Source organism: Paenisporosarcina sp. OV554, assembly GCF_003058165.1.
Classification (GTDB): domain Bacteria; phylum Bacillota; class Bacilli; order Bacillales_A; family Planococcaceae; genus Paenisporosarcina.
In genome coordinates this window covers 355,766-377,730 of record NZ_QBUC01000001.1, presented here as the reverse complement: position 1 = coordinate 377,730, position 21,965 = coordinate 355,766, and the positions used below count along the sequence as shown (strand labels likewise).

General features: G+C 38.8%; 20 protein-coding genes. All 20 read right to left on the bottom strand.

All coding sequences use genetic code 11. The features are described 5' to 3' along the window. Positions 1-54 precede the first annotated feature (54 nt). The 20 genes from hslU to smc all read right to left on the bottom strand — a co-directional run bounded on the left by hslU (position 55) and on the right by smc (position 21,964). Complete coding sequence (hslU, locus tag C8K15_RS01790; RefSeq protein WP_108584637.1) at positions 55-1,449, bottom strand: ATP-dependent protease ATPase subunit HslU; 1,395 nt, start codon at positions 1,447-1,449, stop codon at positions 55-57. Further along, positions 1,446-1,994 (bottom strand): ATP-dependent protease subunit HslV, encoded by a 549-nt coding sequence (gene hslV / locus C8K15_RS01785; protein WP_024535009.1) that lies wholly within the window; start codon positions 1,992-1,994, stop codon positions 1,446-1,448. Before hslV ends, hslU begins: the two co-directional genes overlap by 4 nt. A gap of 33 nt (positions 1,995-2,027) precedes the next feature. Continuing rightward, positions 2,028-2,921: a tyrosine recombinase XerC gene (gene xerC, locus C8K15_RS01780; RefSeq protein WP_108584635.1), complete on the bottom strand. Its 894-nt coding sequence runs from the start codon at positions 2,919-2,921 to the stop codon at positions 2,028-2,030. A gap of 162 nt (positions 2,922-3,083) precedes the next feature. Continuing rightward, positions 3,084-4,391, bottom strand: coding sequence for an FADH(2)-oxidizing methylenetetrahydrofolate--tRNA-(uracil(54)-C(5))-methyltransferase TrmFO (trmFO, locus tag C8K15_RS01775; protein ID WP_108584633.1), 1,308 nt, complete (start codon positions 4,389-4,391; stop codon positions 3,084-3,086). A 190-nt stretch (positions 4,392-4,581) separates the two neighbouring features. Next, entirely contained in the window at positions 4,582-6,657 is a 2,076-nt protein-coding gene (gene topA, locus C8K15_RS01770; RefSeq protein ID WP_108584632.1) for a type I DNA topoisomerase, read from the bottom strand. Between the two features lie 104 nt (positions 6,658-6,761). After that, positions 6,762-7,658, bottom strand: coding sequence for a DNA-processing protein DprA (dprA, locus tag C8K15_RS01765; protein ID WP_108584630.1), 897 nt, complete (start codon positions 7,656-7,658; stop codon positions 6,762-6,764). A 128-nt stretch (positions 7,659-7,786) separates the two neighbouring features. Then, on the bottom strand, positions 7,787-8,689 hold the full coding sequence (gene sucD, locus C8K15_RS01760; protein ID WP_108584628.1) for a succinate--CoA ligase subunit alpha: 903 nt from the start codon (positions 8,687-8,689) through the stop codon (positions 7,787-7,789). 18 nt (positions 8,690-8,707) lie between these two features. Then, positions 8,708-9,868, bottom strand: coding sequence for an ADP-forming succinate--CoA ligase subunit beta (sucC, locus tag C8K15_RS01755; protein WP_108584626.1), 1,161 nt, complete (start codon positions 9,866-9,868; stop codon positions 8,708-8,710). A 121-nt stretch (positions 9,869-9,989) separates the two neighbouring features. Next, positions 9,990-10,754, bottom strand: a complete 765-nt coding sequence (locus C8K15_RS01750; RefSeq protein ID WP_108584624.1) for a ribonuclease HII — start codon at positions 10,752-10,754, stop codon at positions 9,990-9,992. Positions 10,755-10,814: 60 nt separating this feature from the next. Then, the gene (gene ylqF, locus C8K15_RS01745) at positions 10,815-11,684 is read right to left on the bottom strand and encodes a ribosome biogenesis GTPase YlqF (protein ID WP_108584623.1); all 870 of its coding nucleotides are present in this window, start codon (positions 11,682-11,684) and stop codon (positions 10,815-10,817) included. 19 nt (positions 11,685-11,703) lie between these two features. After that, positions 11,704-12,264, bottom strand: a complete 561-nt coding sequence (gene lepB, locus C8K15_RS01740) for a signal peptidase I (RefSeq protein WP_108584621.1) — start codon at positions 12,262-12,264, stop codon at positions 11,704-11,706. 104 nt (positions 12,265-12,368) lie between these two features. Continuing rightward, positions 12,369-12,716 carry a 50S ribosomal protein L19 gene (gene rplS, locus C8K15_RS01735; protein ID WP_108584619.1) on the bottom strand — a complete coding sequence of 116 codons (348 nt, stop codon included), beginning with the start codon at positions 12,714-12,716 and terminating at the stop codon, positions 12,369-12,371. Between the two features lie 127 nt (positions 12,717-12,843). Then, entirely contained in the window at positions 12,844-13,581 is a 738-nt protein-coding gene (trmD, locus tag C8K15_RS01730) for a tRNA (guanosine(37)-N1)-methyltransferase TrmD (RefSeq protein WP_108584775.1), read from the bottom strand. Continuing rightward, on the bottom strand, positions 13,581-14,096 hold the full coding sequence (gene rimM / locus C8K15_RS01725; protein WP_108584618.1) for a ribosome maturation factor RimM: 516 nt from the start codon (positions 14,094-14,096) through the stop codon (positions 13,581-13,583). The genes trmD and rimM overlap by 1 nt, the downstream gene beginning before the upstream one ends. Before the next feature lie 874 nt (positions 14,097-14,970). Beyond that, the gene (locus C8K15_RS01715; protein ID WP_024535022.1) at positions 14,971-15,204 is read right to left on the bottom strand and encodes a KH domain-containing protein; all 234 of its coding nucleotides are present in this window, start codon (positions 15,202-15,204) and stop codon (positions 14,971-14,973) included. A gap of 14 nt (positions 15,205-15,218) precedes the next feature. Beyond that, positions 15,219-15,491, bottom strand: a complete 273-nt coding sequence (rpsP, locus tag C8K15_RS01710) for a 30S ribosomal protein S16 (RefSeq protein WP_024535023.1) — start codon at positions 15,489-15,491, stop codon at positions 15,219-15,221. A gap of 104 nt (positions 15,492-15,595) precedes the next feature. Further along, entirely contained in the window at positions 15,596-16,951 is a 1,356-nt protein-coding gene (gene ffh / locus C8K15_RS01705; RefSeq protein ID WP_108584614.1) for a signal recognition particle protein, read from the bottom strand. A 12-nt stretch (positions 16,952-16,963) separates the two neighbouring features. Continuing rightward, positions 16,964-17,299: a putative DNA-binding protein gene (locus tag C8K15_RS01700; protein WP_108584773.1), complete on the bottom strand. Its 336-nt coding sequence runs from the start codon at positions 17,297-17,299 to the stop codon at positions 16,964-16,966. A gap of 76 nt (positions 17,300-17,375) precedes the next feature. Continuing rightward, positions 17,376-18,383: a signal recognition particle-docking protein FtsY gene (ftsY, locus tag C8K15_RS01695; protein ID WP_108584612.1), complete on the bottom strand. Its 1,008-nt coding sequence runs from the start codon at positions 18,381-18,383 to the stop codon at positions 17,376-17,378. Beyond that, positions 18,380-21,964, bottom strand: a complete 3,585-nt coding sequence (gene smc / locus C8K15_RS01690; RefSeq protein WP_108584611.1) for a chromosome segregation protein SMC — start codon at positions 21,962-21,964, stop codon at positions 18,380-18,382. The genes ftsY and smc overlap by 4 nt, the downstream gene beginning before the upstream one ends. Position 21,965: the final 1 nt, after the last annotated feature.

The following is a 21,965-nucleotide window of genomic DNA, read 5'->3' as shown; positions in this document are numbered from 1 at the left end:
TTTATTAAATATTCTAAAGGTTTTTAATTGTTTTGGATATAGATAAAATTCAAATCAAAGAATAAATTGTGACAAATCTTTGTTTTTTACGATGTTTCCGAGTTTTTGATCGACATATGCAGCTGTAATGTCAATATGTGCCGGTGAAATTTCAGAAGCTTCAAATGACAGTTCTTCTAGCAACTTCTCTAAAATCGTATGCAAACGTCGAGCCCCAATATTATCCGTCTCTTGATTTACTTCGGTTGCAATTTCAGCAATTCTTTCAATCGCACTATCTGTGAAGTCTAAAGTTACACCTTCAGTATCAAGTAACGCTTTATATTGACGAATCAACGAATGATCTGGCTCTTTCAAAATTCGGACAAAATCTTCTTTGGTCAATTTCTCAAGTTCAACACGAACTGGAAAGCGACCTTGTAATTCTGGAATTAAATCAGATGGTTTTGCTGTATGGAAAGCTCCAGCTGCAATGAACAACATAAAGTCTGTTTTCACAGCACCGTATTTGGTTTGTACTGTAGAACCTTCTACGATTGGCAAAATATCGCGTTGCACACCTTCTCGAGAAACATCTGCAGATGAACCATTGCCACCTTTACTTGCTATCTTATCAATTTCATCAATAAATATAATACCAGTTTGCTCTGCACGCTCAACTGACTTTTGAGCCATTTCTTCAGAATCAATTAGTTTACTTGCTTCTTCTATCGTCAACACTCGACGAGCATCTTTAACTTGTAAACGTCTCTTTTTCTTTTTCTTTGGCATTAAGTTAGATAAAGCATCTTGCATATTTTGGCCCATGTTTTCCATACCCGAACCTTGGAATGCATCAAACATAGAAGGCGCTTGTTCGGTAACTTCTACGTTTACCCATTCGTCTTCAAGCTTCCCGTCTCTCAAATCTTCTGCGATTTGTGAACGTTTTAAACGAATCTCTGCATCATCGGTTACAGCTTCTTCTGTTTCTGCTTTTTGTCCAAATATCATTTCAAATGGATTTTGAGCATTATGTTTCTTTTTCAAAGACGGCACAAGCAGACGAACAATTGCATCATTAGCTAAACGTTCGGCTTGATCTTTTACGTCTTCAGTCATTTCTTCTTTGACAATACGAACGGCCGCTTCTGTTAAATCACGAACCATTGATTCAACGTCACGTCCAACATACCCTACTTCTGTAAACTTGGTTGCCTCTACTTTGATAAATGGTGCGTTATTTAACTTAGCAATTCTTCTTGCAATTTCAGTTTTACCCACACCAGTAGGACCAATCATCAGAATATTTTTAGGGATCACTTCGTTTTTCATCTCTGCAGTCAATAAACTTCTACGGTAGCGATTACGTAGTGCAACTGCTACAGATTTTTTAGCTTCTTTTTGTCCTACAATAAAACGATCTAAGTGCTCAGTTATTTGCTTTGGTGTCAATTGTTGTTTAGTCATTCATTCAACGCCTCCACAATAATTTGATGATTCGTAAATACACAAATGTCTGCAGCAGTAGTCAACGCGGCTTTAGCAATTTCTTTTGCATTCATTGTTTCACCAGCATATTGTTTTAATGCGCGTCCAGCTGCTAAAGCAAAATTCCCACCAGACCCTATGGCTAAAATCCCATCATCCGGTTCGATCACTTCACCCGTACCAGAAACTAATAATAAAGTCTCTTCATTCATCACAAGCAACATCGCTTCAAGTCTGCGTAACATTTTATCGCCTCGCCATTGTTGCGCAAGTTCGACAGCGGCTCTTTGCAAGTTACCATCATACTCCATCAATTTCGCTTCAAACATTTCAAATAAAGTAAATGCGTCCGCTACTGAACCTGCAAAACCTGCAAGGACTTGACCATTGTAAAGACGTCTTACTTTTTTTGCAGTATGCTTCATAACGACTTGATTGCCTAATGTAACTTGACCATCTCCAGCCATCGCAGATTTCCCTTTATGCTGAATTGCAAATATCGTGGTTGCATGTATTTCTCCCAAGATGTTCACCTCTCGTTTAGCTCATCCCCTATATTATGCTCTAGGATGTGCATTCATATAAGTTTTTCGTAAATGTTCTTTCGTTACGTGTGTGTAAACTTGCGTTGAAGATAAATGACTATGTCCTAGCAATTCTTGCACTGATCGCAAGTCTGCACCGTTATTTAGCAAATGCGTTGCAAATGTATGTCTCAACATATGCGGATAAATTTTCGTATGCAATGATGCTTTCTTTACCAAGTCGCTCAGTATATATCTTACACCCCGCGGCGTCAATGGCATGCCACGCATATTTGTAAATATAAAGCTGTGGTTAGAGTGTTTCATTAAAATAGGACGTGACAATTCCATATAGTGTTCCAATGCATCTTGAGCAAATTGACCAAACGGAACATATCTCTCTTTACGACCCTTGCCCATTACACGCAAGATGCCTAGACGATTATCAATATCCCGTTCTTCTAATGACGTTAATTCACTTACACGAATTCCTGTAGCATACAACAGTTCAAGTATCGCACGGTTGCGAAGTGACATATGTTCATCGCCTTCCGTTGCCTGAAATATTTGTTGTAATTCTTCTTCATAAAAAAAATGAGGAAGTCGTTCCTCTTTTTTGGGATGATATAACGAGCGAAAGGCATCTTCTTTCAAACCGAATTCTCGGTTACCAAACTTAAAGAATGAGCGAATCGCCGAAATTTTTCTTGAAATCGAGGTACGTGAAAGTGATTCATCGTACAGTTTCGTGACATATAGCCTCGCGTGTATATATTCAACGTCATGTAGACTTTTTATTCCTTCGGATTGTAAAAATTCGAAAAAGTAGAGTAGATCAGATTCATATTCACGAACAGTGTGTTCTGAATAATTTTTTTCAAGTTGAATGTAGCTTTTAAATTGAGATAAAGCTTCTGACGGAGACATGTGTGTTCACCTCCAAATAGTAAAAGCGTGAAGAACTGTAAACATTTGAAGTAGCTAAAGCACCTATTTAGCGAAACACCTGTAACAATGCATCTTTTACGAATTTAATATGTCAAAGTAAAAAGCCTCTAGATTATAACAATAACTAGAGGCTTTCAGCAATTATATCGATTGTGAATTCATAAAATTTCGAATTGTGCCAAGTGCTCGTTCAGCTTGCTTTTCCCCACGTTTTTCTTTCAATTTGTAACGTCTTGGTAAATCAGGGAATAATCCGAAGTTAACGTTCATTGGTTGGAAATTCCTTGGATCCGCTTCAGTAATGTATCGTGCCATACTACCTAAAGCCGTTTCCTCTGGGAATATTAATAACTCTTCTCCGAGTGCTAACTTAGCAGCGTTAATGCCTGCTAATAAGCCACTCCCCGCTGATTCAACGTATCCCTCAACACCTGTCATTTGACCCGCAAAGAACAATTGATCATTTGTTTTCAGTTGGTATGTTGGTTTTAAAACACGTGGTGAATTGATAAAAGTGTTGCGATGCATCACTCCATAACGCACAATTTCAACATTTTCGAGTCCTGGAATTAATTTCAAAACTTCTTTTTGAGGTCCCCATTTTAAATGTGTCTGAAAACCAACAATGTTATATAAAGTGCCTGCTGCATCGTCTTGTCTTAACTGAACAACCGCATATGGGACTTTCCCGGTTTTAGGATCTTCAAGACCTACTGGCTTCATTGGGCCAAAAAGTAAGGTCTTCTTCCCTCGTTCAGCCATCACTTCAAATGGCATACAGCCTTCAAAATATATTTCTTTTTCAAATTCTTTTAATGGAACTACTTCAGCAGATATCAAAGCCTCATAAAAACGGTCAAATTGTTCTTCTGTCATCGGACAATTAATGTAAGCCGCTTCCCCTTTGTCATAGCGAGATTTCACATACACCTTATCCATATCGATACTGTCTTTTTCAACAATAGGTGCTGCAGCATCATAAAAGTACAAGTAATCTTGACCTGTAAGTTGTTGAATTTTCTCCGCTAAAGCCGGAGAAGTCAAAGGGCCTGTCGCGATAATCGTAATCCCTTCAGGTAGTTCAGTTACTTCTTCATTAATCACTTCCACAAGGGGATGGTTTTTCACATTCTCTGTTACATAACCTGCAAATTCATGACGGTCGACAGCTAACGCTCCCCCCGCTGGTACAGCACATTGATCTGCTGCTTTCATTATTACGGAATCCAACATTCTCATTTCTTCTTTAATAACGCCGACTGCATTAGTTAATGTGTTGGCACGTAAAGAATTTGAGCAAACAAGCTCAGCGAACTTATCCGTGTGGTGCGCAGGTGTTTGTTTGACTGGTCGCATTTCGAAAAGTCGAACACGAACACCTCTTTTTGCGATTTGCCACGCGGCTTCACTTCCAGCAAGGCCCGCTCCAATTACATTGACAATTGTCAATTTCTACACCAACTTTCTCTTTATTATCTAAGAAAGTGTAAACTTTTATAGATATTTTCTTTCAGGCGCAGCTATGTCTAGCTCTAGCGCCATTCAGCGGGCACCTTTATGGGGTCAGAAAGGCGAAAATGTTCGCCTTTCTACCTTCCAGCGACGGTGTCGAACTAGACGGCGCTTTACGCTTTTCTAATTACGCTTGTGTATCTTCTTTATAATCACAGGCTGTACATTGAATTTGAATGCCTTTTTTCAGCTTTTTCTCAACTAGTAATTCGCTACATTTTGGACATGGACGACTAAGTGGTTTGTCCCAGGATACGAATTCACAAGTTGGATATCGGTCGCAGCCATAAAAAATTCGTTTCGTTTTACTCTTACGTTCAACGACTTCCCCTTCTTTACAAGTTGGACACGTAACACCGATATTTTTCACAATTGCTTTTGTATTACGGCATTCTGGGAAGTTGCTACATGCCATGAATTTTCCATAACGACCTAATTTATAGACCATTGGAGAACCACATTTTTCACAATCTTCACCCGCAGGTTCGTCTTTAATAACGACTTTTTCCATTTCTTTGTCTGCATGTGTAACATGTTTTTCAAAGTCTAAGTAGAATTTATCGATAATATGAACCCATTTTTCTTGTCCTTCTTCAACACTGTCCAAGTCTTTTTCCATCTGAGCAGTGAACTCAATATCAATAATATCAGGGAAAAACTCCAAAACAAGTTGATGGACAATGCCGCCTAGTTCGGTAGGAATAAAACGTTTTGCATCTAGTGACACATAACCACGCTTTTGAATCGTATCAAGTGTTGGTGCATAAGTTGATGGTCGACCTATACCTAGCTCTTCTAAGGTCTTAACAAGACGCGCCTCCGAATAACGTGGAGGTGGTTGAGTGAAATGCTGTTTCGGTTCGATTTCAATTTTCTTGACGAAATCGCCTTTTTTCATTTCTGGCAATATGCGATCTTTTTCTTCTACTTGATCGTCGTTACCTTCTACATACAACTTCATGAAACCAGGGAATTTCACTTGTGAACCATTCGCTCGGAAAACGACATTCTCATTTGTTAAATCGATGGTAACGGTATCTAGTACAGCTGAAGACATTTGACTTGCCAAAAAGCGTTCCCAAATAAGCTTATATAAACGGAATAAATCTTTCGAAAGAATGGATTTAAGCTGGTCGGGTGAACGCAGTACACTTGTAGGACGAATCGCTTCATGTGCATCCTGTGATTTCTTTGATTGCTTCACTGGCGCGGTCGAAGTGGTTACATATTCTTTTCCATATTCTCCTTCTATATAGGAGTGCGCGTCTTTTTTAGCCGTATCGGAAATACGAGTAGAATCTGTACGCATATAGGTAATTAATCCAACGATGCCTTCTTTACCTATACTTAACCCTTCATACAGTTGCTGAGCAAGCATCATCGTTTTTCTTGCTCGGAAGTTTAACTTGCGGGCTGCTTCTTGTTGTAGAGAAGATGTTGTAAAAGATGGAGCTGGATTTCGTTTACGTTCTTTTTTAATAACACTTGTAACTTCAAACTTGTCGCCTTTTAATTGACTTAGTATTTCTTTTACTTGTGCTTCATTGGTCAGCTTTATTTTTTCGGCACCATTGCCAAAATAAAGAGCCTCAAAAGCTTTTTTGCCTTTTTCAAAGTTTCCTTCAATTGACCAGTATTCTTCTGGTTGGAAATTTTTGATTTCATTTTCACGGTCAATAACCAGTCGCAATGCTACCGATTGAACTCGTCCAGCAGAAAGACCTTTTTTGACTTTCTTCCATAGTATTGGACTGATGTTATAACCAACAAGTCTGTCTAAAATTCTTCGGGCTTGTTGTGCATCCACTAAGTCCATATCTATTGGGCGAGGGTTTTTAAAAGATTCTTTAATCGCTTCTTTAGTTATTTCATTAAAAACAACACGACAATCTGATTCGATATCAATATTCAATGAGTTCGCGAGATGCCAAGCAATTGCTTCACCTTCGCGATCCGGGTCAGCCGCGAGATAAATTTTCTTCGCTTTTTTGGCTGCTGTTTTTAGTTCCTGCATTATGGGACCTTTGCCACGAATCGTGATGTACTTTGGTGTATAATCATTTTCTACATCTACACCCATTTGACTACGTGGTAAATCACGAACATGACCAAGTGATGCTTTCACTTTATATTTTTTGCCAAGGTATCGTTCAATCGTTTTCGCTTTGGCTGGCGATTCCACAATCACTAAATAATCCGACATGTATGTGCCTCCTTATAGAGGTTCCTTATAAATCAATAAAAGAAATACCTGTTGCAAAATGTATAACAGTTTCTAGTATATTGCAACCATTTTTCATTTCTTAGTCATTTTCGAGATGCAATTCCTTGCAATTCTTCAATGATTTGATATCCATTCCATACAGGTTTTGCCCCTTCTAGGAGTGACTGATTAGGTCCAAGAGACAATAATGATGTTATGGGACCAGGCACACAAAAGACCTCTCTACCATTATCTAAAGCATGTTGAAGTGTATTAACTGTGCCACTCTTCTCTTTAGCTTCCGTTATCACCACTGCTTGAGAAAGGCCACTAATCAAGCGATTTCGCATTAGGAAATACCACTTCTCAGGTGTTACATATGGTGGATATTCAGACAATGTTAAATGGTGTTTTTCCATAATATCGTAAATAGCCGAATTCTCCTTTGGATAACGAATAAAGTGACCATGACCTAATACACCAATGGTTTTCCCTCCTAATTCATGAGTGAATTGATGTGCCATTGCATCTGCACCTTTGGCAAGTCCACTAACAATGACGACGTCATGCTTCACAAGGGGTGGAAGTATATAAGCCATAGCATCCTTAGAATAGTCCGATGCGTTTCTGGCACCAATCACAGCAACATGATAATCCATCAACAAGTAATCTAGTCGACCTTTTGCGTATAGAATAGTGGGTGGGTCATACAGCGTGCTTAACTGTTTAGGGTAATTGGGATGATTAAATGGGAGTGGTGTGATGTTATTCGTGATGTACGCTTGAATAAGGGGGGTTCCAAGCGCTTTTACATAAGCGTCTTTAAACTTTCTAGCCCGCTCATGAGTGAGGTTTAACAGACGGGATAGTTGGTGAATATGCATACGTTCACACTCTGCTAACTCCGGATCAACTTGAAGTAGGGGCTGCAAGCGATTTAACGGAATAGGCAAGACGTAATGAAGTGCCAGCAAGCGTTGCTGAAATGATTGATTGATCATAGCTTTCCTCCTTATTCGATACGTGTAAAATATTTAACTCTATTAAATTGCAATATTACTAAATATTAAGAATTCTTTTTTCTTTAAAAAGAAGCGACACACCGATCGATGTGCCGCTTTTTTATTGATTAATGTGTTTTACATTGATCGTATAAGCCTTTTTCTTTAATCACTTTGATTAAAGTTTCACCAATTACTGATGGCGTAGCTGCAACTTCCATGCCAGCTGCGTTCATCGCTTTGATTTTGTCAGCTGCTGTACCTTTACCACCAGAGATAATCGCACCAGCATGGCCCATGCGCTTGCCTTCTGGAGCAGTTTGTCCACCAATAAATCCTACTACCGGCTTCGTCATGTTAGCTTGAATCCACTCTGCTGCTTCTTCTTCTGCAGTTCCGCCGATTTCACCAATCATAACTACTGCATACGTGTCTGGATCTTCATTGAATGCCATTAAAGCGTCGATGAAGTCAGTTCCGTTTACTGGATCTCCACCAATACCTACAGCTGTACTTTGTCCAATACCTTCTTGAGAAAGTTGGTGTACTGCTTCATAAGTAAGTGTTCCAGAACGTGAAACTACGCCTACATGACCTTTTTTGTGAATGTATCCTGGCATAATACCAATTTTACATTCGTCAGGAGTGATAACACCCGGGCAGTTCGGTCCGACTAAACGTGTTTTTTTGCCTTCCATATAGCGTTTTACTTTTACCATATCAAGAACAGGAATATGTTCTGTAATACAGATCGCCATATCTAAATCAGCATCTACAGCTTCTAAAATAGCATCTGCAGCGAATGGTGCTGGAACATAAATAACAGACACGTTAGCGCCAGTTGCTTTCACAGCTTCTTCTACAGTATTAAAAACAGGTACGCCTTCAGCTTCAGTACCGCCTTTTCCTGGTGTAACACCAGCAACGATTTTCGTGCCATACTCAAGCATTTGTTTTGTATGGAAAAGAGCAGTTGAACCCGTAATACCTTGTACGAGTACTTTCGTATCTTTATTAATATATACGCTCATCTTTTGTCCCTGCCTTTCTTAGCCTACAAGTTCAACAATTTTTTGCGCGCCATCAGCCATAGAGCCAGCCGCAACAATGTTTAAGCCAGATTCATTCAATAATTTCTTACCAAGGTCCACGTTTGTTCCTTCTAGACGAACAACAAGTGGTACTTGTAATCCAACTTCTTTCGCAGCTGTGATTACGCCTTCAGCGATAACGTCACACTTCATAATTCCACCGAAAATGTTAACAAAGATACCTTTAACATTTTTGTCTGAAAGGATGATTTTGAATGCTTCCGTTACTTTCTCAGCTGTCGCGCCGCCCCCAACGTCAAGGAAGTTTGCGGGTGATCCGCCGTAATAGCTAATTGTGTCCATTGTAGCCATAGCTAGTCCAGCGCCGTTTACCATACATCCGATGTTGCCATCTAAAGAGATATAGCTAAGGTCATATTTAGATGCTTCAATTTCTTTTGCATCTTCTTCGTCGAAATCGCGTAATTCTAAGATATCTTTATGACGATATAATGCATTTGCATCGAAGTTAAACTTCGCGTCAAGTGCCATTACATCTCCGCCACCAGTTACTACAAGTGGGTTAATCTCTACGATTGCTGCATCTTTTTCGATAAATACTTGGTATAAACCAAGCATGAATTTCACAGCTTTGTTTACTAATTTAGCTGGAATGTTCATATTGAAAGCCATACGACGTGCTTGGAATCCTGTTAATCCAACAACTGGATCAATAACTTCTTTGAAGATTTTTTCAGGAGTTGCTTCCGCTACTTCTTCAATATCCATTCCGCCTTCTTCAGAACCCATAAGAGTTACACGAGCAGTTGCACGGTCAAGTACTAAACCTAAGTAGTATTCTTTTTTAATGTCGCATCCCTCTTCAACAAGAAGACGCTTAATTTCTTTACCTTCTGGACCTGTTTGATGAGTAACAAGCACTTTACCAAGAAGTTCTTTTGCGTATGCACGAACCTCATCTAAGTTCTTAGCGATTTTAACACCGCCGGCTTTACCACGACCACCTGCGTGGATTTGAGCTTTAACCACAACAACATCAGTGCCCAGTTCTTTGGCAGCCTTTACCGCTTCTTCTGGAGAAAAAGCAACTAAGCCTGTCGAAACTGCTACACCGTATTGTCTGAGGAGTTGTTTACCTTGATATTCATGGATATTCATATTACATCCTCCAATCAAACTTTAAACAAGTAATTTACTACCTTAACCATTGTATAAAACCTGTCAAACAATGTCCACATAAGTCTTTTATTTTGCGTTATAGGTCAAATATTCGGAATTCTTATCGAATCATAGATTTTATCGGCTCGAAGGATTTTCGGTGAATTTTTGTTACCCCAAACTGCTTTAATGCTGATAAATGATCGGATGTTCCATACCCGGCATTTTTTGAAAAGTGATATTCAGGATAGATTTTGTCGAATTCATTCATCAAATTATCTCGAGTTGTTTTGGCTAAAATCGATGCAGCTGCTATAGCTAAACTTTTCGCGTCCCCTTTAATAATCGAATGTTGTGCAATATCAGTTGGCAGTGTCATGGCATCGACTAATAATACCTGTGGTTGAATGGATAAATTGTCAACAGCTAACATCATGGAAGATTTAGTTGCTTGATAAATATTTAATGTATCAACTTGTTCAACAGATTGAATATGTACATAGTAGGCTAGAGCATATTTTTTGATGATTTCTGCGTAATTTTCTCTTTTAAATCGTGAGAGCAGTTTAGAGTCATTGATGCCAATTAATTCATGTGGGTGTTCATGAAAAATGACAGCCGCTGTGACGACTGGACCAGCAAGTGGTCCTCGCCCTGCTTCATCAATGCCAGCAACTAAGTCATTTTTATGTAGTTTAAAACTTTCGTCAAAACGGATTTTCTCTTCATGAATCATTTGTATCTGTTTTTCTTGCTCCAGTCTTTTTTGCCATGAAGTAATTAACTTTAATACTCCCGCTCGATGATCTTCAGTTAATTTATTAGTCCATTCATTTGGCTGAGACGTGTGTTTTAGTTTTTCAGCAATCGTTTTGATGGTTTCCATACTCTTCACCTCTAAATTATGTATCATGAAAAAACCTTTCTTACCCGAAGGCAAAAAAGGTTATTGTTCTGAAGTCGTAGACATCTCTTCTACAATATCAAACGTTAATTTCCCGAGATGTTGACCACGGATATCGCGTACGATGAGTTCTGCAACTTTTTCATAATCGATTTCCCCACCATTTCCGATAGCACGTCTAAGTTTTCCGATGTGATCAAAAGTTTTCACTAAATCTTCATCCACTTCAGTCAATTTATATCGTTCTTCCATGCGTTTTGGATAGTGATCAGCTAGAAAATGTAAGCCGTATACGGCCAAATCCTCCATATTAGTAATGGTGTCTTTGATGGCACCAGTTAAAGCTAATTTATAGCCAACTGATTGATCTTCAAATTTCGGCCATAATATACCTGGTGTATCTAATAACTCAAGTTCTTTGCCTACTTTAATCCATTGTTGAGCTTTAGTTATCCCAGGAGTATTTCCTGTTTTCGCGAGATTTTTCTTTGCTAAACGATTGATTAATGTAGATTTCCCTACGTTCGGAATACCAACAATCATTGCGCGAATCGCACGAGGTTTAATCCCGCGAGAGGCCATACGCTCCCATTTTTCAGCTAATAGTTCGGTGGCAGCATTAGTTACTTGTTGCAATCCTTTGCCTTCAAATGAGTTTATGGCAACTGCACGATGACCACGCTCTTCGAAATAGCGAATCCATGCCTTCGTTTTAAAATCATCCGCCATATCAGCTTTATTTAATATTAACAATCTTGTTTTTTGACCAATTACTTCGTCTATCATTGGATTTCTTGAAGATAACGGTAACCTAGCGTCAATTAATTCAAAAATAATATCAACTAATTTTAATTTTTCCGTTACTTCGCGGCGAGCTTTCGCCATATGACCCGGAAACCATTGTATGGTCATGTTTTAATCCCCTCCATTGTTACTCGACAAATCCCATTTCATTTGGTGGCCAGAAAATAACACTTGTGCTGCCTATTATTTCCTCCATCGAAACTAATCCAATCATTCGACTGTCTTTACTATATCTTCGATTATCACCCATCACAAACACATATCCTTCAGGGATTACTGACACGTCTGTGTAATCTTCAAGTGTGAAATCTTCCGTTAAAGGACCTTCAATAATTTCTTTTTTATAAGGTTCTAAATAAGGTTCTTCTTGAGGTTCACCATTAATAAATAACTGATCGTTTTTATAAGCAACATGATCTCCTGGCAAACCGATTACCCGTTTTATGTAATCTTTTTTTTCAGGTGCATGAAACACAACGATATCGTACCGTTCAGGTTCTCCTACTTCGTAGCCAATTTTGTTGACAATCATACGGTCTCCATCTTCAAGTGTTGGCATCATCGATTCTCCATCGACGACTATTGGTGTAAATAGAAAAAACCGAATCAGCCAGGCTAGTCCAAAAGCGATGAGCAATGCTTTTGACCATTCCCAAAACTCATTCTTTTCTTTTTTAGCTTGTTCCATGTTGTTGCCTCCTTGCTTCAATTAGTTTAATTGTACAAGTATTATTAATGACAAGCAAAAAGAAAGAGAGCTTGATTGCCAAGCTCTCTTTCTGATTTAGATTATTAGTAGCGCGCTTCTTTAATACGAGCTGCTTTACCACGTAGATCACGTAGGTAATACAATTTCGCACGACGTACTTTACCACGACGAAGAACTTCTAATTGCGCAATTTTTGGTGTGTGTACTGGGAATGTACGCTCTACACCTACTCCGTAAGAAATCTTACGAACTGTGAATGTTGAACTTACTCCGCCACCACGACGTTTAATAACAACACCTTCATACATTTGGATACGTTCGCGAGTTCCCTCTACAACCTTAACGTGTACACGAACTGTGTCACCAGGACGGAATTCAGGAAGATCCGTACGAAGTTGGTCTTTAGTGATTTCTGTAATAATGTTTTGCATAGTTTTCTCTCCTTAGACAGATGCTCATGCCAACGACTATGGCTGCAGCGGAACACCGTAATTCGGCACTTCACAAAAGAAGTACAGATTAAATGATACCACAACTCATTGAAGCAAGCAAGACCATTTAGTTGTTTTTCTCTTTCACCCACTGAGCAATTTTCTTTTGTTCACTCGCGGTTAATTCAGTATTCTGTAGCAAGTCGGGACGTCTACTCCAGGTCCTATATAAAGATTGTTCGCGACGCCATTGATCAATAAGTGCATGATTACCAGATAGCAACACCTCAGGCACCTTAAATCCTCTGAATTCTGAAGGTCTTGTGTAGTGTGGATGCTCGAGTAAACCAGTTGAAAATGAATCTTGAACAGGAGACTCCCCGTTACCAAGTACTCCAGGTAGTAATCGAACGACACTATCGATTACCGTCATTGCTCCAAGTTCGCCACCCGTTAACACAAAATCTCCGATTGAAATTTCATCTGTTACCAAATGTTCGCGAACCCGTTCATCGTATCCCTCGTAATGGCCACACAAAAAAATCAATTCTTCTTCTTGCGCTAGCTCTTCTGCTTTTGCTTGCGTAAAGCGCTCACCTTGTGGACACATTAAAATAATCCTTGGTTTTGCCGAGTTTGTAGATATTGCCTCTACAGCTTGGAATAAGGGCTCTGGCTTTAATACCATACCTGCACCCCCGCCATAAGGATAATCGTCTACCTGACTATGTTTATTGCCCGAATACGTACGAAAATCGGTTACCTCTAACGTAACAGCCTGCTTTTCCTGTGCTTTTTTTAAAATCGATGATCCAAAGACGCCTTCGAACATAGCTGGAAACAACGACAACACATGAATATGCATCATGACAATAAGCCATCCAATGCGTCAATAATGATTTTCTTTTCATCCACATCAATTTCTTTCACTACATCTTCGATATAAGGAATGTAATGGGGTTTTCCTTTTGCAGGCGTCACAGTCCAAACATCATTTGCTCCTGTTTGTAAAATATCCGTCACTACACCAATTTCTTGTCCTTCAAGGTCATAAACAGTACATCCCATAATTTCATGGAAATAGTATTCATTACCCTCTAAATCAGTTAATTGGTTTTCAGAAATTTTTAAGATGCCTCCACGGAAACCTTCCACCATTTCAATTGTCAAAAACCCTTCAAATGTCAAAAGGTCAAAGTTTTTGTGTTGACGATGAGTAGCCACAGTTAACACTAAAGGCGTTTTCGTTCCTTCTCTAAATAATGAAAGCTTGTTACCAATTGCATATCGCTCTTCAGGGAAGTCCGTACTTGAAATCACACGAACCTCTCCACGAATCCCGTGCGTGTTGACAATTTTACCTACGTTATACCATTCCATTGAAATCACTCCTTATTAAAAGGCTCTGTTAAACTATACTGATGTTTATCGTACGTTTGAGCTAGCCGTACGTTCCGCATGAGCCAACAAGTATGGAAACCACAGACTTGTGGGTCTCATTCTTTGGCCCACAGGAAGTGGGTCATGAAGGTGTTGCCACAGGACGTGGCGTTTTTAACCTTCCTTCCTTAGCATGCTAGGCGCAAATGTACTCTTTCTTCTATTTTTAATTATCCACAATTAAAGCAATTAAGGATTCAGTCTTTAGTTTTAGTGATACTTAATTAAATCAAATTTCACTCAACTTCTGTCAATTTTAGCTTGAAAATAAAAGAAGCAGGAAGAGGCCGAAATAGCATCTTTGGCTGAACATCTACTTAAAGAAACCTTCTATTCTTTAGTTAAACAAACCAAAATCATTGTGTGCTTTCAGGTTGCACATCCGCCGCAGGATGATCTACGAAAAGAGAGTTGGGCGAAGTGACACAATCACAAGCCCAACCTCTTTTATCTCTAGAACAACGTGCAGTTGGTAAAGCTTCCGAAGCGAACTGGAAACCTGTCATCATCGTAAGAAAACCACATACTAGTGGGTCTCATTCTTCACGCTCTTGCGGCATGCTAGGCGCGAATGTACTCTTTTGTTTGTTCTTCAATATCAACCTACATTCTTTACCAAGCTTATTAGAAAAGCGTCGAAGGCTAAGATCGCGACGCCTTCATGACCCACGTCCTGTGGGTCCAAACGCAATTTCACCTCGGCTCAGATGCTTGAAATTAGATGAAAAATCTAAGTTAGTAAAAATTAATATTAAAACATTTCACCTTTTATCGGTACAAAAAAGGAAGGAACTGTGAGCTCCTTCCTCTTTTATCAATCTAAAATATCGACATACGTTTTCTTGTTATGGTGGCTGCTTGCCGCTGAATAAACAATGGTACGAATCGCTTTCGCCACACGTCCTTGCTTACCAATCACTTTCCCCATATCTTCAGCATGGACAGAAAGTTTGTAGACAATACGGTTTGTATTTTCGTCAAGTTCAACTCGAACATCATCCGGATAATCGACTAATGGTTTAACAATTGTTTCAATCAGCTGCTTCATTATGCTGCCCCCGATTACTTAGCGTTTTTTGCGATATGGTGTTTCTCCATGATACCTTGATCAGAGAACAAGTTACGAACTGTATCAGATGGTTTAGCACCATTTGATAACCATTTTAAAGCTAGTTCTTCATTGATCTTAACTTCAGCTGGTTTTGTTAATGGGTTGTAAGTACCAACTGTTTCGATTTGACGGCCGTCACGTGGAGCACGAGCGTCAGCAACAACAATACGATAGAAAGGAGACTTTTTAGCTCCCATACGTTTTAAGCGAATTTTAACTGCCATGTTTAATAGCACCTCCGAATAGTTTCACACAAGATAGTATATTATCAAGGTTTTATTTGTTTGTAAAGTGTTTTTTCTTAACACCTATAAATTTCACTAGAAAATCATTTGAAAAGAGAGTTAAGACCAGGCATTTTCATCTTCTTTTTGCCTTTTTGTTGCATGCCCGACATTTGCTTCATCATTTTCTTCATGTCTTCAAATTGTTTAAGTAATCGGTTCACATCTTGAATCGTGGTTCCCGATCCTTTGGCAATTCGTTTCTTACGACTTGAGTTAATGATATCGGGTGTCGTTTTCTCTTGAGGAGTCATGGCATAAATAATAGCCTCTACTCGACTCATCTGTTTTTCATCAACTTTAGCATTCTCTAAACCTTTGATTTTACCTGCACCAGGCAGCATTTTAATGATGTCCTCAAGAGGCCCCATTTTTTTCACTTGGTTCAATTGTTCAATAAAATCATCAAATGTAAAGCTTTGCGTTCTAAACTTCTCTTCAAGCTCTTTTGCCTTTTCTTCGTCGACATTCTCTTGAGCTTTTTCAATCAGCGACAACATGTCACCCATCCCAAGGATTCGAGAAGCCATACGTTCTGGGTGGAAAGCTTCAAGTGCGTCCATTTTTTCACCCATCCCGACAAATTTTATCGGTTTTTGAGCTACTGAGCGGATAGATAAAGCTGCTCCACCACGTGTATCACCATCAAGTTTTGTTAATACAACTCCTGTAATGCCAATTGTTTCATTGAAGCTTTGTGCGACATTAACAGCATCTTGACCGGTCATTGAATCCACGACTAAGAATATCTCATCTGGTTCTTTTAATGCACGGATGTCTTTTAATTCTTGCATTAACACTTCATCGATATGCAAACGTCCTGCCGTATCAATGATGATTACGTCATTGTGGTCTTCTTTTGATTTCTCAATTGCTTGGCGTACAATTTCCACAGGTGATACATCTGTTCCCATTGAAAAAACAGGTAAGGATAATTGCTTTCCAATCGTTTGCAATTGCTGAATAGCAGCGGGACGATAAATATCTGCTGCAACTAATAATGGATTTCGATTGTGCTTTTTACGCAAAAGGTTCGCTAGTTTACCAGTTGTCGTTGTTTTACCGGCACCTTGTAAACCAACCATCATAATAACGGTAGGTGGTTTTTTAGCAAATTGAATCGGGCTTTGTTCGCCACCCATTAATTCAGTTAACTCATCTTTTACGATTTTGATTACTTGTTGACCCGGTGTCAAACTCTTCATGACATCCACGCCAACTGCACGTTCACTTACTTTTTTAACGAATTCTTTGACAACTTTTAAGTTAACGTCTGCTTCGATTAAAGCAAAGCGAACTTCTCTCATCATTTCTTTTACGTCTGCTTCGGAAACTTTACCTTTACCTTTAATACGTTGGATAGTTCCTTGCAGCCGCTCGGCTAATCCTTCAAATGCCATGCATGCCGCCTCCTAATCCGATTCTTTTAGCATCACAATCAAATCAAATGCTAGCTCTTTATTGACAGTTTCCGCCTGTATTACTTGTTGTAATTGATCCATTACAACTTGGCGCTGCTGAAATTTTTCAAATAAGCGTAGTTTATCTTCATACTCTTCTAACATGGCTTCTGTGCGACGAATATTATCATAGACAGCTTGTCTAGAAATTTCATATTCGTGCGCTATTTCTCCAAGTGAGTGATCATCTAGATAGTAGAGATGCATATAACTTCTTTGTTTTTCTGTCAGTAATGACTGATAGAAATCATAAAGAAAGTTCATACGTGTTGTTTTTTCAAGTAGCATCATGATCTCTCCCACCTACAGTGTTCTACTTGTATCATATCTAGCAACTCATGATGCGTCAAGTATTTTTACTTGTCTAGTTCATTTCATTAGATTCTTCTTGTTCTAAACCTTCAGCAAATAATCCGTATACATACTTTTCAGTATCAAATGGTTGTAAATCATCCATTTTCTCACCTAAACCCACAAATTTAACTGGAATATGCAGCTTGTTGCGAATTGCCAACACAATTCCACCCTTTGCAGTACCGTCTAACTTCGTTAAGACAATGCCGGTTACGTTGGTAGCTTCTTTAAAAGCTTGTGCTTGTATCAACGCATTTTGTCCTGTAGTAGCGTCTAATGCAAGTAATACCTCATGCGGAGCCCCTGGGACTTCACGCTCAATAACACGGTGAACTTTTTGTAATTCATTCATCAGATTCACCTTATTTTGCAAACGCCCAGCAGTATCACAAATCAATACATCTACACCTCGGCTTTTTGCAGCTCGCACAGCATCGTACATAACTGCTGCAGGATCCGAGCCTTCCGATTGCTTGATAACATCAACACCTACTCGGTCTCCCCAAACTTGCAATTGCTCAATCGCGCCCGCTCTAAATGTATCACCAGCTGCTAACATCACCGTTTTCCCTTGTTGTTTTAAGCGATGTGCTAATTTACCAATGGTTGTTGTTTTTCCAACGCCATTAACACCTACGAATAAAATAACCGTTAAACCCGATTCTTGAATAGCAAGTCCGTTGAACTCAGCTTCGCCTGATTCATAAATCTCCACTAACTTCTCAGAAATCACCGATTGAATACCAGCAGTATCTTTAATATTCTTACGTTTCACTTCAAAACGCAATGCATCCATTAGTTCCATTACTGTATCTACACCAACATCGGCTTGAAGCAATAAATCTTCCAACTCTTCAAAGAAATCTTCATCTACTTTTCGGTATTTAGCAACCAAATCATTTACTTTCGAAGTAAATTGATTACGAGTCTTTGATAATCCATCCTTAAACTTTTCGGAAACAGAAACCGATTCACTCGTTCCTGATATTTTTTCTTTTATCTTTTTAAAGAAACTCAAGCTCTTTCGCTCCCTTGTGCGACAAGTGTCGGTTTATCTTCTTGCATTTTTACGGATACTAATTTGGAAATTCCCGATTCTTGCATGGTAATACCATACAACACATCGGCACCTTCCATCGTTCCTTTACGATGAGTAATGACGATAAACTGTGTATCGTGACTAAACTTTTTCAAATACTGACTATAACGAACGACATTCGATTCATCAAGCGCCGCTTCGACTTCGTCTAAAATACAAAACGGTACAGGACGTATGTTTAAAATGGCAAACAACAAGGCAATAGCAGTCAATGCTCGCTCTCCACCCGAAAGTAAACTTAAGTTTTGACGTTTCTTTCCAGGAGGTTGTGCGATGATTTCGATACCAGTTTCAAGCATATTCGTTGGATCCGTTAGCACTAAATCAGCTTGACCACCACCGAATAACTCTCGGAATACCCGTCCAAATTGCGCACGAATCGCATGGAAAGTATCACTGAAGCGTAAAGTCATTTCCTCGTCCATTTCTTTAATTGCTTCATGTAACGTTTCTTTTGCATCCATTAAATCTTGACGCTGTTCAGTTAAAAACGAATGACGTTCAGAAACACGTTCAAACTCTTCTATTGAAGCTATATTTACAGGTCCTAATTCTTCAATAGACTGTTTAAGTAATTTGACTTTTTTACGTGATCCTTGTTCTTCAAATGTTTCCATATTCGGAAGGTCTATTTCATCGATTGTAACATGATAGTTTTCTTCTAATTGCATATGAAGCGTAGATTGCTCTACATCAAAACGATTCATCTTCACTTCTGCAGCTCGAAGTAAATCTAATTGTTGTTTGTGTAAATGTTGGTTTTTCTTCAATTGAAGCTCCACTTGTTGGAGTTGGTTGTGAGTTTGCATACGTTGCTCTTTACTTTTCGCAATTAGTCCCACAAGAGATTTTTTCTTTTTTGTCCAATCATTCAAGTTCTGGTCAATTTCAATAGGTGTTGGACCCATTTGACTATCACCAGTTATATACCACTGCATTTCTTTGGTGGCATGATCAAGCTTGTTCGTCACTTTTTGAATGTTCTCCTGGATTTCCGCTACAGTTTGCTCAGCAGCTTTCAATTGTTCAGCTAACACTGCCTGTCTGGAACGAAGCTCAGCCATTTGTTCAGTTAATTGGTCTCGGTCACTTAAGTTTTTGGACTTAAGATTCGTTAAACGATTAATTGTTTCGTTGATTTTACCCAATTCTTCTTTTAATTCAAAAAGGCGTTTGTGTGCGAGTTCTTTTTTCTCAACAGCTTGTTCATGACGACTTGTCACGTCTTTTGCTTCTGAGTTCGAGACAAAAGCACGTTCCTTAAGACGTTTTAATGTGGCTTCGAGTTCGCGTGAGTTTGAACTTAGTTCTAATTCTTGCGCTCTACTTTCTTCACCTTCAGTACGCATACTTTCAAGTAATAAAGCTTGTTTATCAATTGCCATTTTTAAAGTAGACACTTGATTCTCAGCTGTCTGAATAGAATCGTCCATTCCAGCTAATTTCAATGATAGTTCATCCAATTCAGCTTTTCTAGAAAATACAGAAGATTGCTGTTTTGTAAATCCACCAGTTAATGAACCGCCTGCATTAATAATATCGCCATCCAAGGTCACTACTCGGTATCGATATTGAATTGACTTCGCAATCTGAGATGCACCTTCTAAATCTTTTACTACAATTACATTTCCAAGTAAATTTTCCACAATGGATTTCGATGATGGTTCAAACGAAACGAGTTCATCAGCCGTTTGAATGAATGATGGATGGCTCTTAATACTATGCAATCCATCAGAATGAATTTTTCTCGACTTCATCACTGTTTTAGGTAAGAAGGTTGCACGTCCAGTGCGTTTCGTCTTTAAGAAGGCAATCGCTTTTCGGGCATCTTGATCAGTATCAGTGACAATATGTTGCATTGCACCACCAAGTGCTGTTTCAAGTGCTTTAGCGTAAGCTGCCTTCACTTGAATGAGTTCCGCTACTGCTCCAGTTATCCCAGTAAGCTGACCCTTTTCACGCGCAACTAATACTTCTTTTACACCTTGGAAGAAACCAGAGAAATCTGCTTCAAGTGCTTCCAATGACTCTTTTCTTGCCTTTAATTGTTGTTGATGCTGATAAGCTTGGTACAACATTGACTGTTTAGATTCTAGTTTATCTTTTTCTTTTGAAAACGTTTGTTGTAGATCTTTGTAATAGGTCAATTTTTCATTTAAAGAACTACGAATTTGTGAAAGCTGTTGATCGACTTGATTCTTTTGTTCTTTAACTTTCGCTAAATCAGAAGTAATTTGTTTATATTCGCTCGTTTTCTTACCTTTAAATTCATCTTGTTGAAGTAGTTGTTGATCTAGATGTTTCAATTCATTTTTAACAGTCGCTTCTTCATTTAACAATTCAATATACGTCGATTTATGATCTTCTATTTCCACTTCAATTTCAGCACTTGTTTGTTTTAATAAATGATCTAATTGTTTTACTTCATTTTGAACAGTTCGCAATTCAGCTTTACTTTTTGTCGCAATCATTTGTTTTAGTTCCAACTGGGTCGTTAACTGGACTTTGTCTTCTTCGAGATCAACAATTGTCAATTTCAATTTTTCAATTTGTTGATCCTTATTATGACGTTTTTCAGCCATTAATAGCTTACGACCATCCCATCGTTCAAGTTCTGAACTTGCCTCGACCAAGGATTCTTGGGACTCATCAATTAAACTGTCTTGCTTTGCCAATTGACCTCGTACCGACTGCAACTCAACTTCCATATCCACAATGACGCTCTCAAGTTCTTTTTCTTGTTGCTTGAAAATGTCGACTTCTTGCATTACTTCAGTTAAGCGTTTGTTTACGTTAGTTAAATCAAACGCTATTAATTTGAGATCCACATCTTTTAGTTCTTCAGACATACGTAAATAATCGGTGGCTGCTGACGATTGCATTTGAAGCGGTTCCATTCGATCATCTAACTCATGTAGTATATCCAATACTCGGTGAAGATTGTCATCTGTTTCAAAAAGCTTGTTCTCTGCTTTCTTTTTGCGCAATTTGTATTTCAGAACGCCAGCAGCCTCTTCAAAAATAGAACGGCGGTCTTCAGGACGACTATTTAATATCTCGTCGACTCGGCCTTGTGAAATAATTGAAAAAGCTTCTTTGCCCAATCCTGAATCCATAAACAAATCGGTAATATCTTTCAATCTACAAGATTGTTTATTTAATAAATAATCGCTATCTCCAGAACGGAACACGCGTCTTGTGACACTTATTTCATTGTAATCTAAAGGCAAGCGCTGATCTGAGTTGTCGAGTATGAGTGTGACTTCTGCAAAATTGAGTGGTTTTCTAGAATCACTTCCCGCAAAAATTACATCTTCCATTTTCGCTCCACGAAGAGATTTCGCTGATTGCTCACCGAGAACCCAACGAATAGCATCCGTCACATTACTTTTCCCACTACCATTAGGGCCAACAACCGCGGTTACTCCAGGCACAAAATCGATACCAACTCGATCCGCAAACGATTTAAATCCAATGACTTCAAGTCGTTTAAGGAACAAA